Source organism: Nocardioides panacisoli (assembly GCF_019448235.1).
In the GTDB taxonomy this organism is placed as follows: Bacteria; Actinomycetota; Actinomycetes; order Propionibacteriales; family Nocardioidaceae; genus Nocardioides; species Nocardioides panacisoli_A.
This window is the reverse complement of sequence record NZ_CP080409.1, coordinates 2,182,912-2,198,276: the sequence shown is the minus strand read 5'-3', so window position 1 is coordinate 2,198,276 and position 15,365 is coordinate 2,182,912. Positions and strand designations below refer to the sequence as shown.

Below are 15,365 nucleotides of genomic sequence, written 5' to 3'. Positions count from 1 at the left end.
GCCGCGACGGTGGGGGCCTCGTGTGCGTGGGTGAGTGGGTCAGCCCTGCTGCGACTTCAGGGCGTCGCGGATCTCGATGAGGAGCTCGGTCTCGGACGGGCCGGTGGCCTCCTCGGGGAAGAACCGCTCCTTGGCCTTGGTGTAGGGCGTGACGATGAGGAAGTAGACGACGGCGCCGAGGATGACGAAGGCGACGACCGCGTTCAGGAACGCACCGAAGCTGTTGGGGTCGTTGCTGAAGATGTTGTCGACGCTGTCCGGCATCTGGGCGGTGAGCCAGGCGACGAAGGTGTTGACGACCTCGGCGAAGGACAGGGCGATGATCAGGCCGACGGCGATCTCGATGAGGTTGCCGCGGAGCAGGAAGTTCTTGAACCCGGACATTGAGTTGTCTCCTTGTGTGCTTCCGAGAGGACACACTCGACGTGGACGCGAGCGTTCAGGGTGAAATTTAGACCGGTACCCACGCGAATGTCACGTATTTCGCCACGGTGGCGGCGGTGACCGGTGCGACTGCCGCGTCGGGCATCCCCAGGACCACCACCCGTCCGGCCGTCGCGCCGCCAGCGCCCGCGGTGGCGTCCGCGGGCAGGCCGAGGACGGTGACATCGGTGGCCACGGTCGCCGTCGTGCCCTGCTGGGGGTCCGTGGCGAGGAGGTCGATGCGCATCCCGACCCGCAACAGGTCGGCCTGGGCGGCGTCGCCGATCCGGACCGGCACCGCGGTCCGTCCCGGCGCCGCGGCGGTGAGGTCGGATCCGAGCACGCGCTGGGCGGTCAGCGGCTCGCCGGCGCCCATCGGCCCGGCCAGTGTGGCACCCACCGGGTCGGTCACGGGTGCCGCGGGCGCGGCGGCCGGCGGCATCCGGACCGTGGTGACGTCGTCCTGTGCCAGCACCGTGCCCGCGGGAAGGGGGCCGGCAGTGACCGTGACCGCGACGGTCTCCGGCGCAGGCGGCGCGGTGGCGCTGAGGCCGGCCCCGACGGCGACCACGGTGAGCAGCACCGCGAGGGCACGTCGTCGCCGCAGCACGAGGCGGCGTACGCCGATCGCGCGGTTGCGCAGGCCGGTCAGGGGCGGCGTGGTCGCATCCATGGCCCGCACGCTAGGCGGGTCCGGCGGGGCCCGCGTGCGTCATCCACAGGCCCGCCGCCGACGCCGACGTGGGCGCCCGGCGCGGGAAGAATCAGTCGGCGGAGGAGGCCGCGGACTTGCCGGCCGAACCGCCCGAGGAGCTGCTCGTCGAGCCGTTGGACGAGCCCGAGGAGGAGCTCGACGAGGACGAGGAGCCCGAGGACTCCGAGGAGGAGCTGGACGAGGAGCTCGAGGAGGACGAGCCCGAGGACTCACCGGAGCCCTTGCGGCTGTCGGTGCGGTAGAACCCGGAGCCCTTGAACACCACGCCGACCGCGTTGAAGACCTTGCGCAGCCGGCCCTCGCACTCGGGGCAGACGGTCAGGGCGTCGTCGGAGAAGCTCTGGACCTCCTCGAAGGCGTGGTCGCAGGCGGTGCAGGCGTACTGGTAGGTCGGCATCGAAGCTCCGTGGATCGGGGCGGACTCTCACTTAGCACTCGTCCGCTCTGAGTGCCAGTTTAGGTCACCGGTGGCGAGCAGCGAATTCCGGTCCGCTCCGGCGGTGGCGGCCGCTGCATCGCGACACGGCACAATGGTCCCACCATGGCTGAAGACACCGAGACCCCTCGACCTCGCCGTCGGTTCCGGTCGCTGCCGGGTCCGGTGCGCTGGAGCACCTACGTCGGCGTCGTCGTGGTCCTCGCGATCATCGCCGGGCTCGTCGCGGGCGTGGTCGTCGTACGCCGCTCCTTCCCCGACGCCTCCGGCACGCTCGAGGCGCGCGGCCTGGAGAGCGAGGTGGACGTCGTGCGCGACGAGCACGGCGTCCCGCAGATCTATGCCGACTCCATGCACGACCTGATGCTGGCGCAGGGCTTCGTCCACGCGCAGGAGCGGTTCTTCGAGATGGACGTCCGTCGCCACGCCACCGCCGGCCGCCTCGCGGAGATGTTCGGCGAGGCCGGGCTGGAGAGCGACATGGTCGTGCGCACCCTCGGTTGGCGCCGGGTCGCCGAGCAGGAGCTGTCGCTGCTGGAGCCCGAGACCCGGGACCTGCTCGACGCCTATGCGGAGGGCGTCAACGCCTACCTCTCCGACCGGTCGCCGTCGCAGGTCTCCCTGGAGTACACCGTGCTGGGGCTCGGCGGCCTCGACTACACCATCGAGGACTGGACCGCGGTCGACTCGGTGGCGTGGCTGAAGGCCATGGCGTGGGACCTGCGGGGCAACCTGGACGACGAGATCGGGCGCGCCCTGAGCACGGCCGCGGTCGGCGAGGGTCGCGCCGCGGACCTCTATCCCTCCTACCCGTTCCAGGCCCACCAGCCGATCGTCACCCAGGGCGCGGTGGTCGACGACGTCTTCGAGCAGGATGCGGTCACCGGCGGCACCCGCCTGCCGCAGCGGCCGCCCCTCGGTGACGGCGCGGCGGCGGCCCTGGCGCGCACCAGCGGCGTCGTCGACGCGGTCCCCGAGCTGCTCGGCCGCGGTGACGGCGTGGGCAGCAACGGCTGGGTCATCGGCGGCGAGCGCAGCGAGACCGGTGCCCCGATCCTGGCCAACGACCCCCACCTGGGGGTGTCGCTCCCCGGCGTGTGGATGCAGGTCGGGCTCCACTGCCGGAACGTCGACGCGGACTGCCCGATGGACGTCGCCGGCTTCAGCTTCTCCGGCGTCCCCGGCGTGGTCATCGGCCACAACGCCGACATCGCGTGGGGCTTCACCAACCTCGGCGCCGACGTGACCGACCTCTACGTGGAGCGGATCGAGGGCGACACCTGGCGCAGCGGGCGCGAGTCGTTGCCGCTGCGCTCCCGGAGCGAGCGCATCGACGTCCACGGCGGCGACCCGGTCGAGATCACCGTGCGGTCCACCGACCACGGCCCGATCCTGTCCGACCTCGCCGACGACGTGGGCCTGGGCGACAACACCGAGGGCGTCCTGGACTCCGGGGTGGTGCCCACCGAGGGCTCGTGGGAGTACGCCGTCTCCCTTGCCTGGACCGCGCTGGAGCCCCGACCGACGATGGACGCGCTCTTCGAGCTCAACACGGCCACCGGCTGGCAGTCCTTCCGCAGTGCCCTGTCGGGGTTCGCGGTGCCCGGGCAGAACGTCGTCTACGCCGACACCGAGGGCCACATCGGCTACCAGGCCACCGGACGGGTCCCGATCCGCAAGTCCGGCACGCAGGGCCTGGTCCCGGCCGCCGGCTGGCGGCCGGAGAACGACTGGACCGGCCAGTACGTCCCCTTCGACGCGCTGCCGCGGCTGCTGGATCCGGACTCCGGCGTCATCGTGACCGCCAACCAGGCCGTCATCGGGCCCGACTACCCCTACTACCTGACCGAGGACTGGTCGCGCGGCTACCGCTCCTCGCGGATCAACGGCCTCGTCGGCGGCGACGAGACGCTGGGCGTCGAGGACATGCACCAGGTGCAGCTGGACGAGGAGCACCCGCTGCGCGACGTCCTGGTGCCCTACCTGCTCGAGCCGCGGCTCGGCAACGACTACTACCGCGACGCCCAGGAGCTGCTGCGCGACTGGGACGGCCAGGCCAGCGCCGACAGCGCAGCGGCGGCGTACTTCAACGCGGTGTGGGACCAGCTGCTCGAGCGGACCTTCCACGACGAGCTGCCCGAGGGGCTCCGCCCCGACGGCGGCCAGCGGTGGTACGCCGTCGTGAGCAACCTGCTGCGCGATGCCGACGCCCCGTGGTGGGACGACGTCTCGACCCCGTCGGTGGAGGGGCGTGACCAGGTGATCGCCGACGCGATGCGAGCCGCGCGCGACGAGCTCACCGCCCGGCTCTCGCCCAACGTCGACGAGTGGGAGTGGGGCCAGCTGCACGAGCTGGACCTGCGCTCGGCGACCCTCGGCGAGTCCGGAGTCGACCTGGTGGAGCGGATGTTCAACCGCGGCGGCTGGGAGGTGGGCGGCGGCACGTCGCTGGTCAACGCCCTGGCCTGGGACGCCGCCGAGGGCTTCGAGGTCACCACCGGCCCCTCGATGCGGATGGTGGTCGACCTCGACGACCTCGACGCGTCGCGGTGGGTCAACCTCACCGGCGTCTCCGGCCACGCCTTCCACCCGCACTACACCGACCAGACTGACCTGTTCGCACGCGGCGACAACCTGCCGTGGGCGTTCTCGCGGGAGGCGGTCGACGCGGCGGCGGAGGACACCCTCACGCTCCAGCCGGAGTGAGGGGAGGCGAGGCGGCGCCGTGCCCGACCACGCGCTCGAGCTGACCCTGGCCGCGACGTCGGCCGACGCCGTCACCGGGCTGTGGCAAGTGCTGCGCGACGCAGGGTTGCCGTCGCTGGCCGACCACCGCGGCACCACCAACGCCCCGCACCTGACGCTGGCCGCGGCCCCCGACCTCACCGAGGCAGTGGTGGCCCCGGCGGCGATCCCCGTCGCGCCGCTGCTGCCCGCCGACCTCGCGGTGCGGGGCCTCGTGGTCCTCGGCACCGGCCGGCGCGTCGCCCTGGCGCTGCTCGTCGAGCCCGAGGCGGGGTTCGCCGCGGCCGTGGCCGACCTGCGGCGCCGGGTGCCCGACCTGCGGCACCCGGGGTGGGTGCCGCACGTCAGCCTCGCGCTGCGACTGCCACGCGAGTTCGTGCCGCAGGCGTGGACGGTGCTGGAGGCGCACGCGCCACCGGCCACGCTGCGTGCCGACCGGCTGCGGTGGTGGGACCCCGACCGCGGACGGGTGCGGTGGCTCGGCGGTGCCCCCGGTGCGCAGTGAGCCGGGTCAGCCGTGGCGGAAGCGCACCACGCCCGACGGGGTGGCCGCGGCGTCGACCGGGCGGTCGTGCGGCTCGGCCGGCACGTCGTGGCCGGTCTCGCCCTCGTGCAGCAGCACGCAGGTCCAGGTGCCGGGGTGCAGCCGTGCCAGCGCCCGGTCGTAGGAGCCGCCACCGCGCCCCAGCCGCATGCCGGCCGGCGAGGCGGCGAGCCCCGGCAGCAGTACGACGTCGGCGGTGCCGATCGCGTCCGGTCCGAGCGGTCGGGTGACCGGTTCGAGCAGGCCCAAGCGCGCCGACGCGAGTGAGGCGGGGCCGGCGTAGAGCGCCCAGTCGAGGTCGTTGTCCCGCTGCAGCACGGGCAGCAGCACCCGCTTGCCGGCCGTGCGGAGGTCGTCGAGCAGCAGCGAGGTGCCGGGCTCGGTGCCGACGGAGACGTAGCAGCCGATGGTGGCCGCGCGGCGTACCTCCGCACTCGCGAGGAGGTGGTCCGCGATCGCGCGGGAGGCCGCCCCGATCCCGGCGGGGGAGAGGCGGTTGCGGGCGGTGAGCAGCTGGTCCCGCAGGGCCGTCTTGGCGGCACTTGGCTCGGGGCGATGTGAAGGCGCCACGAAGTCAGCCTACGATCGAGGTATGGGTGCACCTGGATTGCAAGCCGCCCGCGCCAAGATGGCCGCGGCCGGCGTGCCTGAGGTCGCGATCGAGACGTTCGCGCACTACTACCGGCTGCTGCAGCACGGCGAGACCGGCATGATCCCCGAGTCGAGCATCGAGCCGGTCGACATCCCGCGCCTGGAGGACGTCGAGGTCACCGAGGAGGCCGCCACCGAGGCGCTGCGGCGTACGGCGGTGATCAAGCTCAACGGCGGGCTCGGCACCTCCATGGGCATGGACCGCGCGAAGTCGCTGCTGTGCGTGCGCCGCGGGCTCAGCTTCCTCGACATCATCGCGCGGCAGGCGCTCCACCTGCGCTCGGCGTACGGCGCCACGCTGCCGCTGATGTTCATGAACTCCTTCCGCACCTCCGCCGACACCCTCGACGCGCTGGGCCGCTACGACGACCTCCCCGTCGAGGGGCTGCCGCTGGAGTTCCTGCAGAACAAGGAGCCCAAGCTCCTGGCCGAGGACCTCACGCCGGTCTCGTGGCCCGACGACCCGGACCTGGAGTGGTGTCCGCCCGGCCATGGTGATGTCTACACGGCGCTGCGCGGCACCGGCCTGCTGGACGACCTGATCGAGCAGGGCTACCGCCACGTCTTCATCTCCAACTCCGACAACCTCGCCGCCGTGCCGGACCCGAAGGTGGCCGGCTGGTTCGCCCAGAGCGGGGCGCCGTTCGCGATCGAGGCGGTCCAGCGCATGCCCTCGGACAAGAAGGGCGGCCACTTCGCCCGCCGCAAGTCCGACGGCCGGCTGGTGCTCCGTGAGACCGCGCAGACGCTGCCCGAGGACCAGGAGGCGCTGGCCGACCTGGACCGCCACCGCTACATGTCGACCAACAACCTGTGGTTCGACACCGTGGCGATGAAGGAGGTCCTCGACCACCGCGACGGCATCCTCGGCCTGCCGCTGATCCGCAACGTCAAGACCGTCGACCCCGGCGACAAGTCCACCCCCGAGGTCATCCAGATCGAGTCGGCGATGGGTGCGGCGATCGAGGTCTTCGACGGTGCCGCGCTGATCGAGGTCGGCCGCGACCGGTTCGTGCCGGTCAAGACCACCAACGACCTGCTGGTGCTGCGCTCGGACGTCTACGAGATCGGCCAGGACTTCCGGCTCACCCAGGTCGCCACCGACCTGCCCTACGTCGACCTCGACGCCGACCACTACAAGATGGTCGGCGACTTCGACCAGCGGTTCCCCGAGGGGGCGCCGTCGCTGGCGAAGGCCTCCTCGCTGCGCGTCGAGGGCGACTGGACCTTCGGTCACGGGGTGTCGGTGATCGGCGACGTCGACCTGGAGTCCGACCAGCCGCAGCGCGTCGCCCCGGGCGAGACCCTCGGCAACGGCTGACCGCGCGATGGCCGACTCCGTCGCGGCCCACCGCGCGCGGGTCCTCGGCGCGCTCGGGCCCGTGCCGACGGTCGCGGTGCCACTCGCCGCGGCCGCCGGGTGCGTGACCGCCGCGGACGCGGTGGCGGCCCTGGCCGTGCCGCGCTTCGACAACGCCGCCATGGACGGGTACGCCGTCCGCGCCCGTGACGTCGCCGGCCCCGCCACGCTCCCGGTCGCCGGCGTGGTCGCCGCCGGCGCCGCGTGGGAGGGACCGCTTCCCGAGGGTGCCGCGGTCCGGATCATGACCGGTGCGCCGGTCCCGGCCGACGCCGACGCCGTCGTGCCCTTCGAGTGGACCGACCGCGGCGCCGACCGCGTGCGCATCGACCGCGCCGTCGCCGCCGACCAGCACGTCCGCCGCGCCGGTGAGGACGTCACCGCCGGCGCCGTCGCCGTGCCGGCCGGCACCCTGCTGCGGCCGGCCCACCTCGGGCTGCTGGCCGCCACCGGGTGCCGGGAGGTCGTCGTACGCCGCCGCCCGCGGGTGGCCGTGCTCGCCACCGGCGCCGAGCTGGGTGGTGCGTCGCCACAAGCGATTCTGTCGTCGTCGGCGTCCGCGGACGACAGAATCGCTTGTGACGACGACCTGCCGCCGGGCCACCTGCCCGACAGCAACTCGGTCACGATCGCGGCGGCGGTGCGGGCCGCCGGGGGCGAGGCGACCGTCTGGGGTCCGGCGCCGGACGAGACCGACGCGTTCCTCGCCCTGCTCGCGCGGGCAGCGGCCGATGCGGACCTGGTCCTCACCACCGGCGGCATCTCCGCCGGCGACCATGACGTGGTCAAGGCCGCGCTGGCCGACCACGCCGACACCTGGTTCGGGTCGGTGGCGGTCAAGCCGGGACGACCGCAGGGTGCCGGCGTCCTCCACGTCGACGGCCGCGACGTGCCGCTGGTGTGCCTGCCGGGGACCCCGGTGGCGGCGTACACCTCGTTCCGGCTCTTCGTCGAGCCCGCCCTGGCCGCGCTCCGGGGAACGGCGACGCCACGCGAGATGCGGACGCTGGCCGCGCCGGCCACGACCTCGCCCGAGCGCACGGTCGTCCTGCCGGCGCGGCTGGCACCGGACGGCCGGGTCCGGCTGCTGCCCGGCCACGCGGGCCACTCCCAGCAGCTGCTCGCCGACGCCGACGTACTGCTCGTCCTCCCGCCGGGGCCGTCGCTGGTGGCGGGCGAGACGGTCGAGGTGCTCCCGCTCTAGTCTGGTCGCACCATGAGTGACGAACTGACCCACGTGGATGCCAGCGGGGCCGCCCGGATGGTCGACGTGTCCGCCAAGGACGTGACGGCCCGGACGGCGGTCGCCTCCGGCCGTGTCCTCGTCTCGCCCGAGGTCGTGCGCCTGCTGCGGGGCGACGGCGTACCCAAGGGCGACGCGCTCGCCGTCGCCCGCATCGCCGGCATCCAGGCCGCCAAGCAGACCCCGCAGCTGGTCCCGCTGTGCCATCCGCTCGCGATCTCCGGGGTGACGGTCGACCTCGAGGTCGCCGACGACGCCGTGGAGATCACCGCCAGCGTGCGCACCACCGACCGCACCGGCGTGGAGATGGAGGCGCTCACGGCCGTCTCGGTCGCCGGGCTGACCGTGGTCGACATGGTCAAGGCCGTCGACAAGGGCGCGGTCATCACCGACGTCCGCGTCGAGTCCAAGTCCGGTGGCAAGTCCGGGGACTGGCAGCGATGAGCCTGCCCGCAGCCGTGGTCGTCGCCTCCAACCGCGCAGCCGCCGGCGTGTACGACGACACCACCGGTCCGCTGATCGTCGACGCCCTGCGGGACTGGGGCTTCGCCTGCGAGGCCCCGGCCGTGTGTCCCGACGGCGACCCGGTCGGGGAGGCGATCGCCGCCGCCGTGGCCGCGGGCGCCCGCGTCGTGCTCACCACCGGCGGCACCGGCCTGACCCCGACCGACCGCACGCCCGAGGCGACCCGGCAGTTGCTGGACCGCGAGGTGCCCGGCATCGCGGAGGCCATCCGCGCGGCAGGTGTCGCGAAGGGCATCCCCACCGCGGTGCTCTCGCGCGGCCTCGCCGGCGTCGCGGGCCAGTGCCTGGTGGTCAACCTGCCCGGCTCGCGCGGCGGGGTGAAGGACGCCCTCGAGGTGCTCGAGCCGATCCTCGGCCACGCGGTCGAACAGATCGTGGGGAGCGACCATTGAGCCACTCCTCACGTTCTCGGGAGCGGATGATCGTCCAACGCCCGGGGCGTGCGTGGCCCAACCGGCTGATCTCGGGCAGCGACCCGGTGGTCACGCTGCGCCCGCTCCGGCGCACCGATGCGCGTGCCTGGCGCGCGATCCGCAAGCGTGACCTCGCGTGGTTCAGTCGCTGGGACGCGACCATGCCGCCCGGTGGGGAGCAGCGCCCGTCGAGCTTCGGAGGGATGGTGCGCCGGCTCTCCCGCGCGGCGCGGCAGGGGACGACGTACCCCTTCGCGCTGGAGGTCGACGGCCGGTTCGTGGGCCAGGTGACGGTCAACAACATCGTGCGCGGGTCGGCGCAGTTCGGCTCGATCGGCTACTGGCTGGCCCAGGAGCACGCCGGCCGCGGGATCGTGCCGCGCGCCGTCGCGATGGTCGTCGACCACTGCTTCTTCCATGCCGGGCTGCACCGGCTGGAGGTCTGCATCCGGCCGGAGAACACCAACTCGCTGCGCGTGGTGGAGAAGCTCGGCATCACCGAGGTCGGCTACGCCCCGAAGTTCCTCCACATCGACGGCGAGTGGCGCGACCACAAGATCTTCGCCATCACCAAGGAGGACGTGCCCCGCGGCCTGCTCGCCCGCTGGGAGGAGGGTCCGGTCGGCTGAACCCAACCGAAACCCCATCCGTCCCACAGGTCAATCTGTGACACACCGGTAGACATGCGCCTCGCCGTGCGGTACCGGTCATAGCCTCTGCGGTGTGGACCTGAGCGCACTGATCTTCATCGCCCTCGCCGGCGCGTGGGCCGTCTACCTGATCCCGAAGGCGCTCACTGCCCACGAGGCCGACGAGGAGACTCGCTCGGTCGAGGACTTCTCCGACCGCATGCGTGTGCTCGCCCGCCGCGAGGCCGGCGACACCGGCGATGCCTCGCTCGTCGTCACCGGTCGTACGCCGCGCGTCGAGCCCCCGCCCGTCCCCGAGCCGTCGGTGGCGGAGTCGGAGGGCACCCCCGAGATCGAGACGCCCGTAGCGACCCGGGGTGCGGCCGCCCGTGCCGCGGCTCGACGGCGCCGCGTGCTCGGCGTCGTCCTGGTCGCCCTGGCCGGCACCGCGATCACGGCCGGCATCGGCACGATCGGCTGGGCCTGGGTCGCGATCCCGGCCACGCTGCTGGGGGCGTGGCTGGTGGCCTGCCGCCTGATGGTCAAGCAGGAGCGGGCCGTCCGCGCCTCGCAGCGGGTCCGCAAGCCGCGGCGTACCCTCGCCGACGAGGTCATCGCCGAGGAGGACGCCGCCGACGGCCCCGGCACCGAGGAGATCCCCGCGATCGCGCCGGAGGCGCCGCCGGCCGCCGAGCGCGGCTGGGACCCGGTCCCGATCACGCTGCCGACGTATGTCGAGAAGGCGCCGGCCGGTCGCACGGTCCGCACCATCGACCTGGACTCGACCGGCGTGTGGAGCTCGGGTCGCAACGAGGCCGACTCCCAGCTCGCGCGGGAGGCCGAGCAGGCCCAGCAGGCGCAGCGCGAGGAGGGCTCGGAGGCCCACCGCCGCGCCTCCGGGGACTGACCACCTCGATTCGAACCGGCCGCGGGCCGGGTGCTAACGTTCCTACTGCTCTGGGGCTGTGGCGCAGTTGGTAGCGCGTCTCGTTCGCAATGAGAAGGTCAGGGGTTCGAATCCCCTCAGCTCCACCATGTGTTTCTCGGGGACACCCGCTGTCCCCTTCGCGCGAGAGCGGGATCATGGCGAGAGGATGCAGGCATGAGTGAACAGCCGCCCCCACCGCCGCCGGAGTCGCCGCAGGAGCCTGCCGTCGAGCAGCAGCAGCCCGCCGAGGACCCGCTGCGGCAGTCGCGCACCGGCCAGTTCTGGGTCGGGCTGACCGGCTTCGGCGTCGTCCTGGTCCTGCTGATCATCTTCATCGCACAGAACACCCAGAGTGTCCGGGTGTCGTTCCTGTCGTGGAGTGGTCAGGCACCGCTGGCCGTCGTCCTGCTGGCCGCCGTCGCCGGCGCGATCCTCGCCTGCGCGATCGCCGGCACGCTGCGCATCCTCCAGCTGCGCCGTCGCGTACGCCGCGCGGCCAAGGACGCCAAGAACGCCGGCTGACCGCCCGTGTCAGGGCGCGGTGCCGAGGTGGTCGGCGATGTCCGCGGCGGTGTCGCGGGCGGGCCGACCGACACCGATCAGGGTCGCCGACGCCGGACCGCACCAGTCGCCGTAGCCGACGAACCACAGCGACCGGCGGTCCGCGGACCGCACCGCGTGCGGTGACCCGGCGGGGGCGACGGTCGCCGGACGCCCTGACCGCCACTGCAGCCCGAGCCCGTGGAGGTGGGCCAGGGCCGGACGGAACCCCGTGGCCCACACCACCGCGTCCAGCGGTGCCGTGCTGCCGTCCGGCCACCGGGCACCGTCGGGGGTGAGTGCCGCGACCATCGGCTCGGCCACCAAGTCACCCCGATCCCGTGCGGCCCGCACCGGTGGGACGGCGACGATGTCGCCCAACGACGCCACACCCCGGGCCTCCCGCCCCGCCGCGCGGTCGCGCACCGCCTGCGTCGCGGTCTCGAAGAGCACCCGTCCGTCCACGTCGTCGGGCAGGTAGCGCGGCGGCTCCCGCGTCACCCAGTGGACCCGGACCGCCGAGCCGACCAGGTCGGCCGCGACCTGCGCGCCGGAGTTGCCGCCGCCCACCACCAGCACACGGTCCCCGTCCAGGTCGCGCGGGCCGCGGTAGTCGTGCGTGTGCAGCTGGCGGCCGCGGAAGTCGCCGATGCCGCGCACCGCGGGCCAGAACGGCCGGTCCCACGTGCCCGTCGCGTTGACCACCGTCCTCGCCCGCACGGTCCCGTGATCGGTGTGCACCACCCACGACTCCGCCGCCGACGGGTCCGCCGCGACCTCCCGCACCCGGACCGGGCGGCGTACGTCGATCGCGTAGCGGTGCTCGTAGTCGGTCAGGTAGTCGACGACGTGGGCCGCGTCCGGGTTGCTGCCGCCGTCGGGCCGGGGCATCAGTCGTCCGGGCAGCGAGCTGTAGCCGGCGGGGGAGAAGAGCGTCAGGCTGGGCCACGCGTCGCGCCACGCGCCGCCCGGCGCCGCGCGCCCGTCCAGCACCACCACCGTCGGCCGTCGCGCCGTACGCCGGTGCAGCCGCTGCAGGTGGTAGGCCACCGCGAGGCCCGACTGGCCGCCGCCGACGATGCACACGTCGGCGGTGTTGGGCAGGTCGGGCAGGGCGCGCAGGTCGGCCGTACCCCGGCTCACGCGTCGTCGGCGCGGCGGCGCTCAAGCAGCACCGTGTCGCGCCACTCGCCGTCGAGGCGGGCGATGCGTGAGCGCACCGCGAGCGTCTCGTAGCCCGCACTGCGGTGCAGTGCCAGGCTCGCGCGGTTCTCCGGGAACACGTGCGCCTGGAGGGTCCACAGGCCGCCCGCGTCGGCCTCGGTGACCTGTCGGTGCAGCAGTGCGGTGCCGACGCCGCGGCCGCGCGCGTGCTCGGCGACGTGCACGGTCGTCTCGCCGACGCCGGCGTAGCAGGCACGCGGCGAGGTCGGTGCGATGCCGGTGAAGCCGACCACCTCGCCGTCGAGCTCCGCGACCCAGCGGTGGCCCGGCAGCCACTTCTCCCGCAGCGCGGCACGGGTCGGCGCCTCGGTCTCGAAGGTGGCCTGGCGCGCGCCGATCGCGGCGGCGTAGATCTCGCGCACGCGGGGCAGGTCGGCGTCGGTCATCGCGCGCGTGGTGACGTCGGTCGGCAGGTCCTCGGGGCAGCACGGGCGGGCCGCGAGCGTCCCCATGACGACGTCGGCGGCGTGGGGGAGGCCGGTGCAGCAGGCGGCGTTGACCGAGACGACGCTGGCAGTGCCGACCTTGTCGACCACCACGAAGCCGACGTCGGCGAGGCGGCGGACGTGGTGGGAGCAGGTCGCCTGGCTGATGTCGAGCGCGGTGGCGAGGTCGCCCACCCGCATGCCGCCGGTGGGGCTGGCGGCGACGGCGTGCAACAGGCGCACGCGGGTGGGGTCGGCGAGCGTGGCGAACCACTCGGCGTACGTCGCCGCCGTGTCGGGTTCGAGGGCGGCTGCGGTGGGCGCGGTGTCCGGCGGGGCAGCGGTGTCGATGACGTCCACGCTCCGAGCCTAGCCGATCATCGATGTCGATCGATGGTTGTGTGCATCGATCCGCGTCGATAGAGTGTCCATCGACAACGCTCGATGAAGTGCCACCCAGGAGACCTGCCATGACGCTCACCCCCACCGCCGACCAGCCGCTCGTGATCGTGGGCGCGGGGCCGATCGGACTCGCCGCCGCGGCCCACGCCCACCGACGCGGCCTGCCCGTGGTCGTGCTCGAGGCCGGCGAGGTCGGCCACGCCGTCGCCGACTGGGGGCACGTCCGACTCTTCTCGCCGTGGTCGGAGCTCGTCGACCCGGTGGCCGGCGAGCTCCTCGCGGGCACCGGCTGGCAGGCGCCGGATCCCCAGCAGCTCCCCGACGGCGCCGAGTGGGTGACGTCCTACCTCCGTCCGCTCGCCGGAGCGCTGGCCGACGCGGGCGTCGACCTCCGCACCGGGCACCGCGTCGTCGGCCTCGCCCGCGAGGGTCGCGACCGCCTCGTCGCCAACGGGCGCGACGAGGTGCCCTTCGCGGTGCACGTCCGCGGCCCGCGCGGCCACGAGGTGCTCCGGGCAGCGGCCGTGATCGACGCCTCCGGCACCTGGGGCCAGCCCGGCCCGCTGGGCACCGACGGCTATCCCGCGATCGGCGAGACCGACCACGCCGCGGCGATCAGCTACGCGGTGCCCGACGTCGACGACCGGGCCGTGCGGGAGCGGTACGCCGGGCGCCACGTCGCCGTCGCCGGTGCCGGCGCCTCGGCACAGAACACCCTCGTCGCACTGGGCCGGCTCGCCGACGAGGCGGGCACCCGCGTCACCTGGCTGCTGCGCCGCGGCGAGACCGGCAACGCCTTCGGCGGTGGCGACAACGACGAGCTCGCGGCGCGCGGTGCGCTGGGCAACCGTGCCCGGCAGGTCGCGTCCTCCGACGCCGTCGCCACCGTCACCGGCTTCCGCACGGCCGCCGTCGCCCGGGGAGCCGACGACCGCCTGGTGCTGACCGCCACCGACGGCCGGGAGGTCACCGGGGTCGACGAGGTCGTGGCCGTCACCGGCTTCCGGCCCGACCTGTCCTGGCTGGCCGAGGTCCACCTCGACCTGGACGGCGAGCTCTCCTCGCCGAGCCGGTTGGCCCCCGAGATCCACCCGGCCCACCACTCCTGCGGCACGGTCAGCCCCCACGGCGCCGACCTGCTGCGCCAGCCCGAGCAGGGCCTGTACCTCGCCGGCATGAAGTCCTACGGCCGTGCGCCGTCCTTCCTCGCCCTGACCGGGTTCGAGCAGGTCCGCTCGATCGTCGCCGAGGTCGCCGGGGACCACGCGTCCGCCGCCCGGGTGGAGCTGACGCTGCCCGAGACCGGCGTGTGCGGTGCCGGGCCGGCGTACGACGACACCGCGGGCGGGTGCTGCGGGGCGCCGGAGCCGCTGACGGTCGGGACCGCCGCGACCGCTCGCTAGGGCCGAGGGGCCGCGGGCCCGCCCGCCTCAGAGCTGGTGGCGGACCCCGGCCTCCTTGGCGATGCCCTCGACCTGCTCCTCCATGTCGTCGTGCAGGGGCTTGGCGCCGGCGCCTCGCCGCAGCAGCGGGAGTCGCATGCGTCCCTCGACCTCCTCCTGCTCGAAGCCGAAGGCGGCGTAGAGCGCGAGCAGGGCGAGCAGGATGCCGAGGGCGCCGGCCGCGGTCTCCCAGCCGCTGGACCCGGTGAGCTCGGCCATGCCGGTGGTCGCGAAGCGCACGGCCGATCCCGCGAGCACCGCACCGGCGACCAGCTTGCCGTGGGCCGCAGCCGCCGGGACCAGGATCGCCACCGCGGCGGTCAGCAGCATGACGCCCACGGCCCGGCTCGAGGTGTCGGGTGGTGAGGTGAGGGTGCTGGTGGCGAGCAGGGCCCACACGCCCGAGACCATCGCCATGCCGGTGCCGGCGATGGGGTCGCGGGCGCCGAACCCGAGCACCGACGAGAACGCCTGGAGCGGGACGGTGAGCACGAGGACGCCCAGGGCGATGGTCTTCTCCTCGCCGGGGCCGACCACGCCCAGCTGGACGGAGCTGAACCCGACGGTCGCCACGGCGAGCGCCATGAACGCCAGTGGCAGGGGGTTGCCGGTCGGGCGCAGGACGATCCGGGTCATCGCCAGGTGCTCGCTCTGGCGGCGGTCGGCAGCGCTGTGCTCACTCATCCCTGCACGATGGCACGCCGGCGGTGAGTGACCCGG

Annotated in this window: 17 protein-coding genes and 1 tRNA gene; 11 read left to right on the top strand and 7 right to left on the bottom strand. The window is 73.9% G+C overall.

Features of this window, described 5'->3' with window-relative positions:
* Nucleotides 1-39: 39 nt before the first annotated feature.
* The 3 genes from KUV85_RS10795 to KUV85_RS10785 form a co-directional block, all read right to left on the bottom strand.
* Nucleotides 40-384 carry an MscL family protein gene (locus KUV85_RS10795; protein WP_219959900.1) on the bottom strand — a complete coding sequence of 115 codons (345 nt, stop codon included), beginning with the start codon at nucleotides 382-384 and terminating at the stop codon, nucleotides 40-42.
* 67 nt (nucleotides 385-451) lie between these two features.
* Nucleotides 452-1,096, bottom strand: coding sequence for an SAF domain-containing protein (locus KUV85_RS10790; RefSeq protein ID WP_219959899.1), 645 nt, complete (start codon nucleotides 1,094-1,096; stop codon nucleotides 452-454).
* A 91-nt stretch (nucleotides 1,097-1,187) separates the two neighbouring features.
* On the bottom strand, nucleotides 1,188-1,535 hold the full coding sequence (locus KUV85_RS10785) for an FmdB family zinc ribbon protein (protein ID WP_219959898.1): 348 nt from the start codon (nucleotides 1,533-1,535) through the stop codon (nucleotides 1,188-1,190).
* A 144-nt stretch (nucleotides 1,536-1,679) separates the two neighbouring features.
* Between KUV85_RS10785 and KUV85_RS10780 the strand changes: the two genes are divergently transcribed.
* Together KUV85_RS10780 and KUV85_RS10775 are read left to right on the top strand one after the other, a co-directional pair.
* The gene (locus KUV85_RS10780; RefSeq protein ID WP_219959897.1) at nucleotides 1,680-4,280 is read left to right on the top strand and encodes a penicillin acylase family protein; all 2,601 of its coding nucleotides are present in this window, start codon (nucleotides 1,680-1,682) and stop codon (nucleotides 4,278-4,280) included.
* Nucleotides 4,281-4,299: 19 nt separating this feature from the next.
* A complete protein-coding gene (locus tag KUV85_RS10775; protein WP_219959896.1) occupies nucleotides 4,300-4,824 on the top strand; it encodes a 2'-5' RNA ligase family protein in 525 nt (174 codons plus the stop codon).
* Nucleotides 4,825-4,830: 6 nt separating this feature from the next.
* On the opposite strand, the gene KUV85_RS10770 is transcribed toward KUV85_RS10775, so the two are convergent.
* Nucleotides 4,831-5,433: a 5-formyltetrahydrofolate cyclo-ligase gene (locus KUV85_RS10770; RefSeq protein WP_219959895.1), complete on the bottom strand. Its 603-nt coding sequence runs from the start codon at nucleotides 5,431-5,433 to the stop codon at nucleotides 4,831-4,833.
* Nucleotides 5,434-5,455: 22 nt separating this feature from the next.
* On the opposite strand from KUV85_RS10770, the gene KUV85_RS10765 reads away from it, so the two are divergent.
* From KUV85_RS10765 to KUV85_RS10730, 8 genes are all read left to right on the top strand, one after another.
* Nucleotides 5,456-6,835, top strand: a complete 1,380-nt coding sequence (locus KUV85_RS10765) for a UTP--glucose-1-phosphate uridylyltransferase (protein ID WP_219959894.1) — start codon at nucleotides 5,456-5,458, stop codon at nucleotides 6,833-6,835.
* 7 nt (nucleotides 6,836-6,842) lie between these two features.
* Complete coding sequence (glp, locus tag KUV85_RS10760; protein WP_219959893.1) at nucleotides 6,843-8,078, top strand: gephyrin-like molybdotransferase Glp; 1,236 nt, start codon at nucleotides 6,843-6,845, stop codon at nucleotides 8,076-8,078.
* Nucleotides 8,079-8,090: 12 nt separating this feature from the next.
* Nucleotides 8,091-8,561: a cyclic pyranopterin monophosphate synthase MoaC gene (gene moaC, locus KUV85_RS10755; protein WP_219959892.1), complete on the top strand. Its 471-nt coding sequence runs from the start codon at nucleotides 8,091-8,093 to the stop codon at nucleotides 8,559-8,561.
* Nucleotides 8,558-9,034, top strand: a complete 477-nt coding sequence (locus tag KUV85_RS10750; protein WP_219959891.1) for a MogA/MoaB family molybdenum cofactor biosynthesis protein — start codon at nucleotides 8,558-8,560, stop codon at nucleotides 9,032-9,034. Before moaC ends, KUV85_RS10750 begins: the two co-directional genes overlap by 4 nt.
* A 26-nt stretch (nucleotides 9,035-9,060) precedes the next feature.
* Nucleotides 9,061-9,684: a GNAT family N-acetyltransferase gene (locus tag KUV85_RS10745; RefSeq protein WP_219959890.1), complete on the top strand. Its 624-nt coding sequence runs from the start codon at nucleotides 9,061-9,063 to the stop codon at nucleotides 9,682-9,684.
* A gap of 94 nt (nucleotides 9,685-9,778) precedes the next feature.
* On the top strand, nucleotides 9,779-10,591 hold the full coding sequence (locus KUV85_RS10740) for a hypothetical protein (protein WP_219959889.1): 813 nt from the start codon (nucleotides 9,779-9,781) through the stop codon (nucleotides 10,589-10,591).
* A 52-nt stretch (nucleotides 10,592-10,643) separates the two neighbouring features.
* Nucleotides 10,644-10,719 (top strand) — tRNA-Ala (locus tag KUV85_RS10735).
* A 67-nt stretch (nucleotides 10,720-10,786) separates the two neighbouring features.
* Nucleotides 10,787-11,134, top strand: a complete 348-nt coding sequence (locus KUV85_RS10730) for a lipopolysaccharide assembly protein LapA domain-containing protein (RefSeq protein ID WP_219959888.1) — start codon at nucleotides 10,787-10,789, stop codon at nucleotides 11,132-11,134.
* A gap of 9 nt (nucleotides 11,135-11,143) precedes the next feature.
* Here the strand turns inward: KUV85_RS10730 and KUV85_RS10725 are convergent, their stop codons facing one another.
* Nucleotides 11,144-12,295 carry an ArsO family NAD(P)H-dependent flavin-containing monooxygenase gene (locus tag KUV85_RS10725; protein WP_219959887.1) on the bottom strand — a complete coding sequence of 384 codons (1,152 nt, stop codon included), beginning with the start codon at nucleotides 12,293-12,295 and terminating at the stop codon, nucleotides 11,144-11,146.
* Nucleotides 12,292-13,161 (bottom strand): helix-turn-helix domain-containing GNAT family N-acetyltransferase, encoded by an 870-nt coding sequence (locus KUV85_RS10720; RefSeq protein ID WP_219959886.1) that lies wholly within the window; start codon nucleotides 13,159-13,161, stop codon nucleotides 12,292-12,294. The genes KUV85_RS10725 and KUV85_RS10720 overlap by 4 nt, the downstream gene beginning before the upstream one ends.
* A gap of 110 nt (nucleotides 13,162-13,271) precedes the next feature.
* On the opposite strand from KUV85_RS10720, the gene KUV85_RS10715 reads away from it, so the two are divergent.
* Entirely contained in the window at nucleotides 13,272-14,606 is a 1,335-nt protein-coding gene (locus KUV85_RS10715; protein WP_219959885.1) for an NAD(P)-binding domain-containing protein, read from the top strand.
* A 27-nt stretch (nucleotides 14,607-14,633) separates the two neighbouring features.
* On the opposite strand, the gene KUV85_RS10710 is transcribed toward KUV85_RS10715, so the two are convergent.
* Nucleotides 14,634-15,329, bottom strand: coding sequence for a hypothetical protein (locus KUV85_RS10710; protein WP_219959884.1), 696 nt, complete (start codon nucleotides 15,327-15,329; stop codon nucleotides 14,634-14,636).
* Between the last annotated feature and the right edge of the window lie 36 nt (nucleotides 15,330-15,365).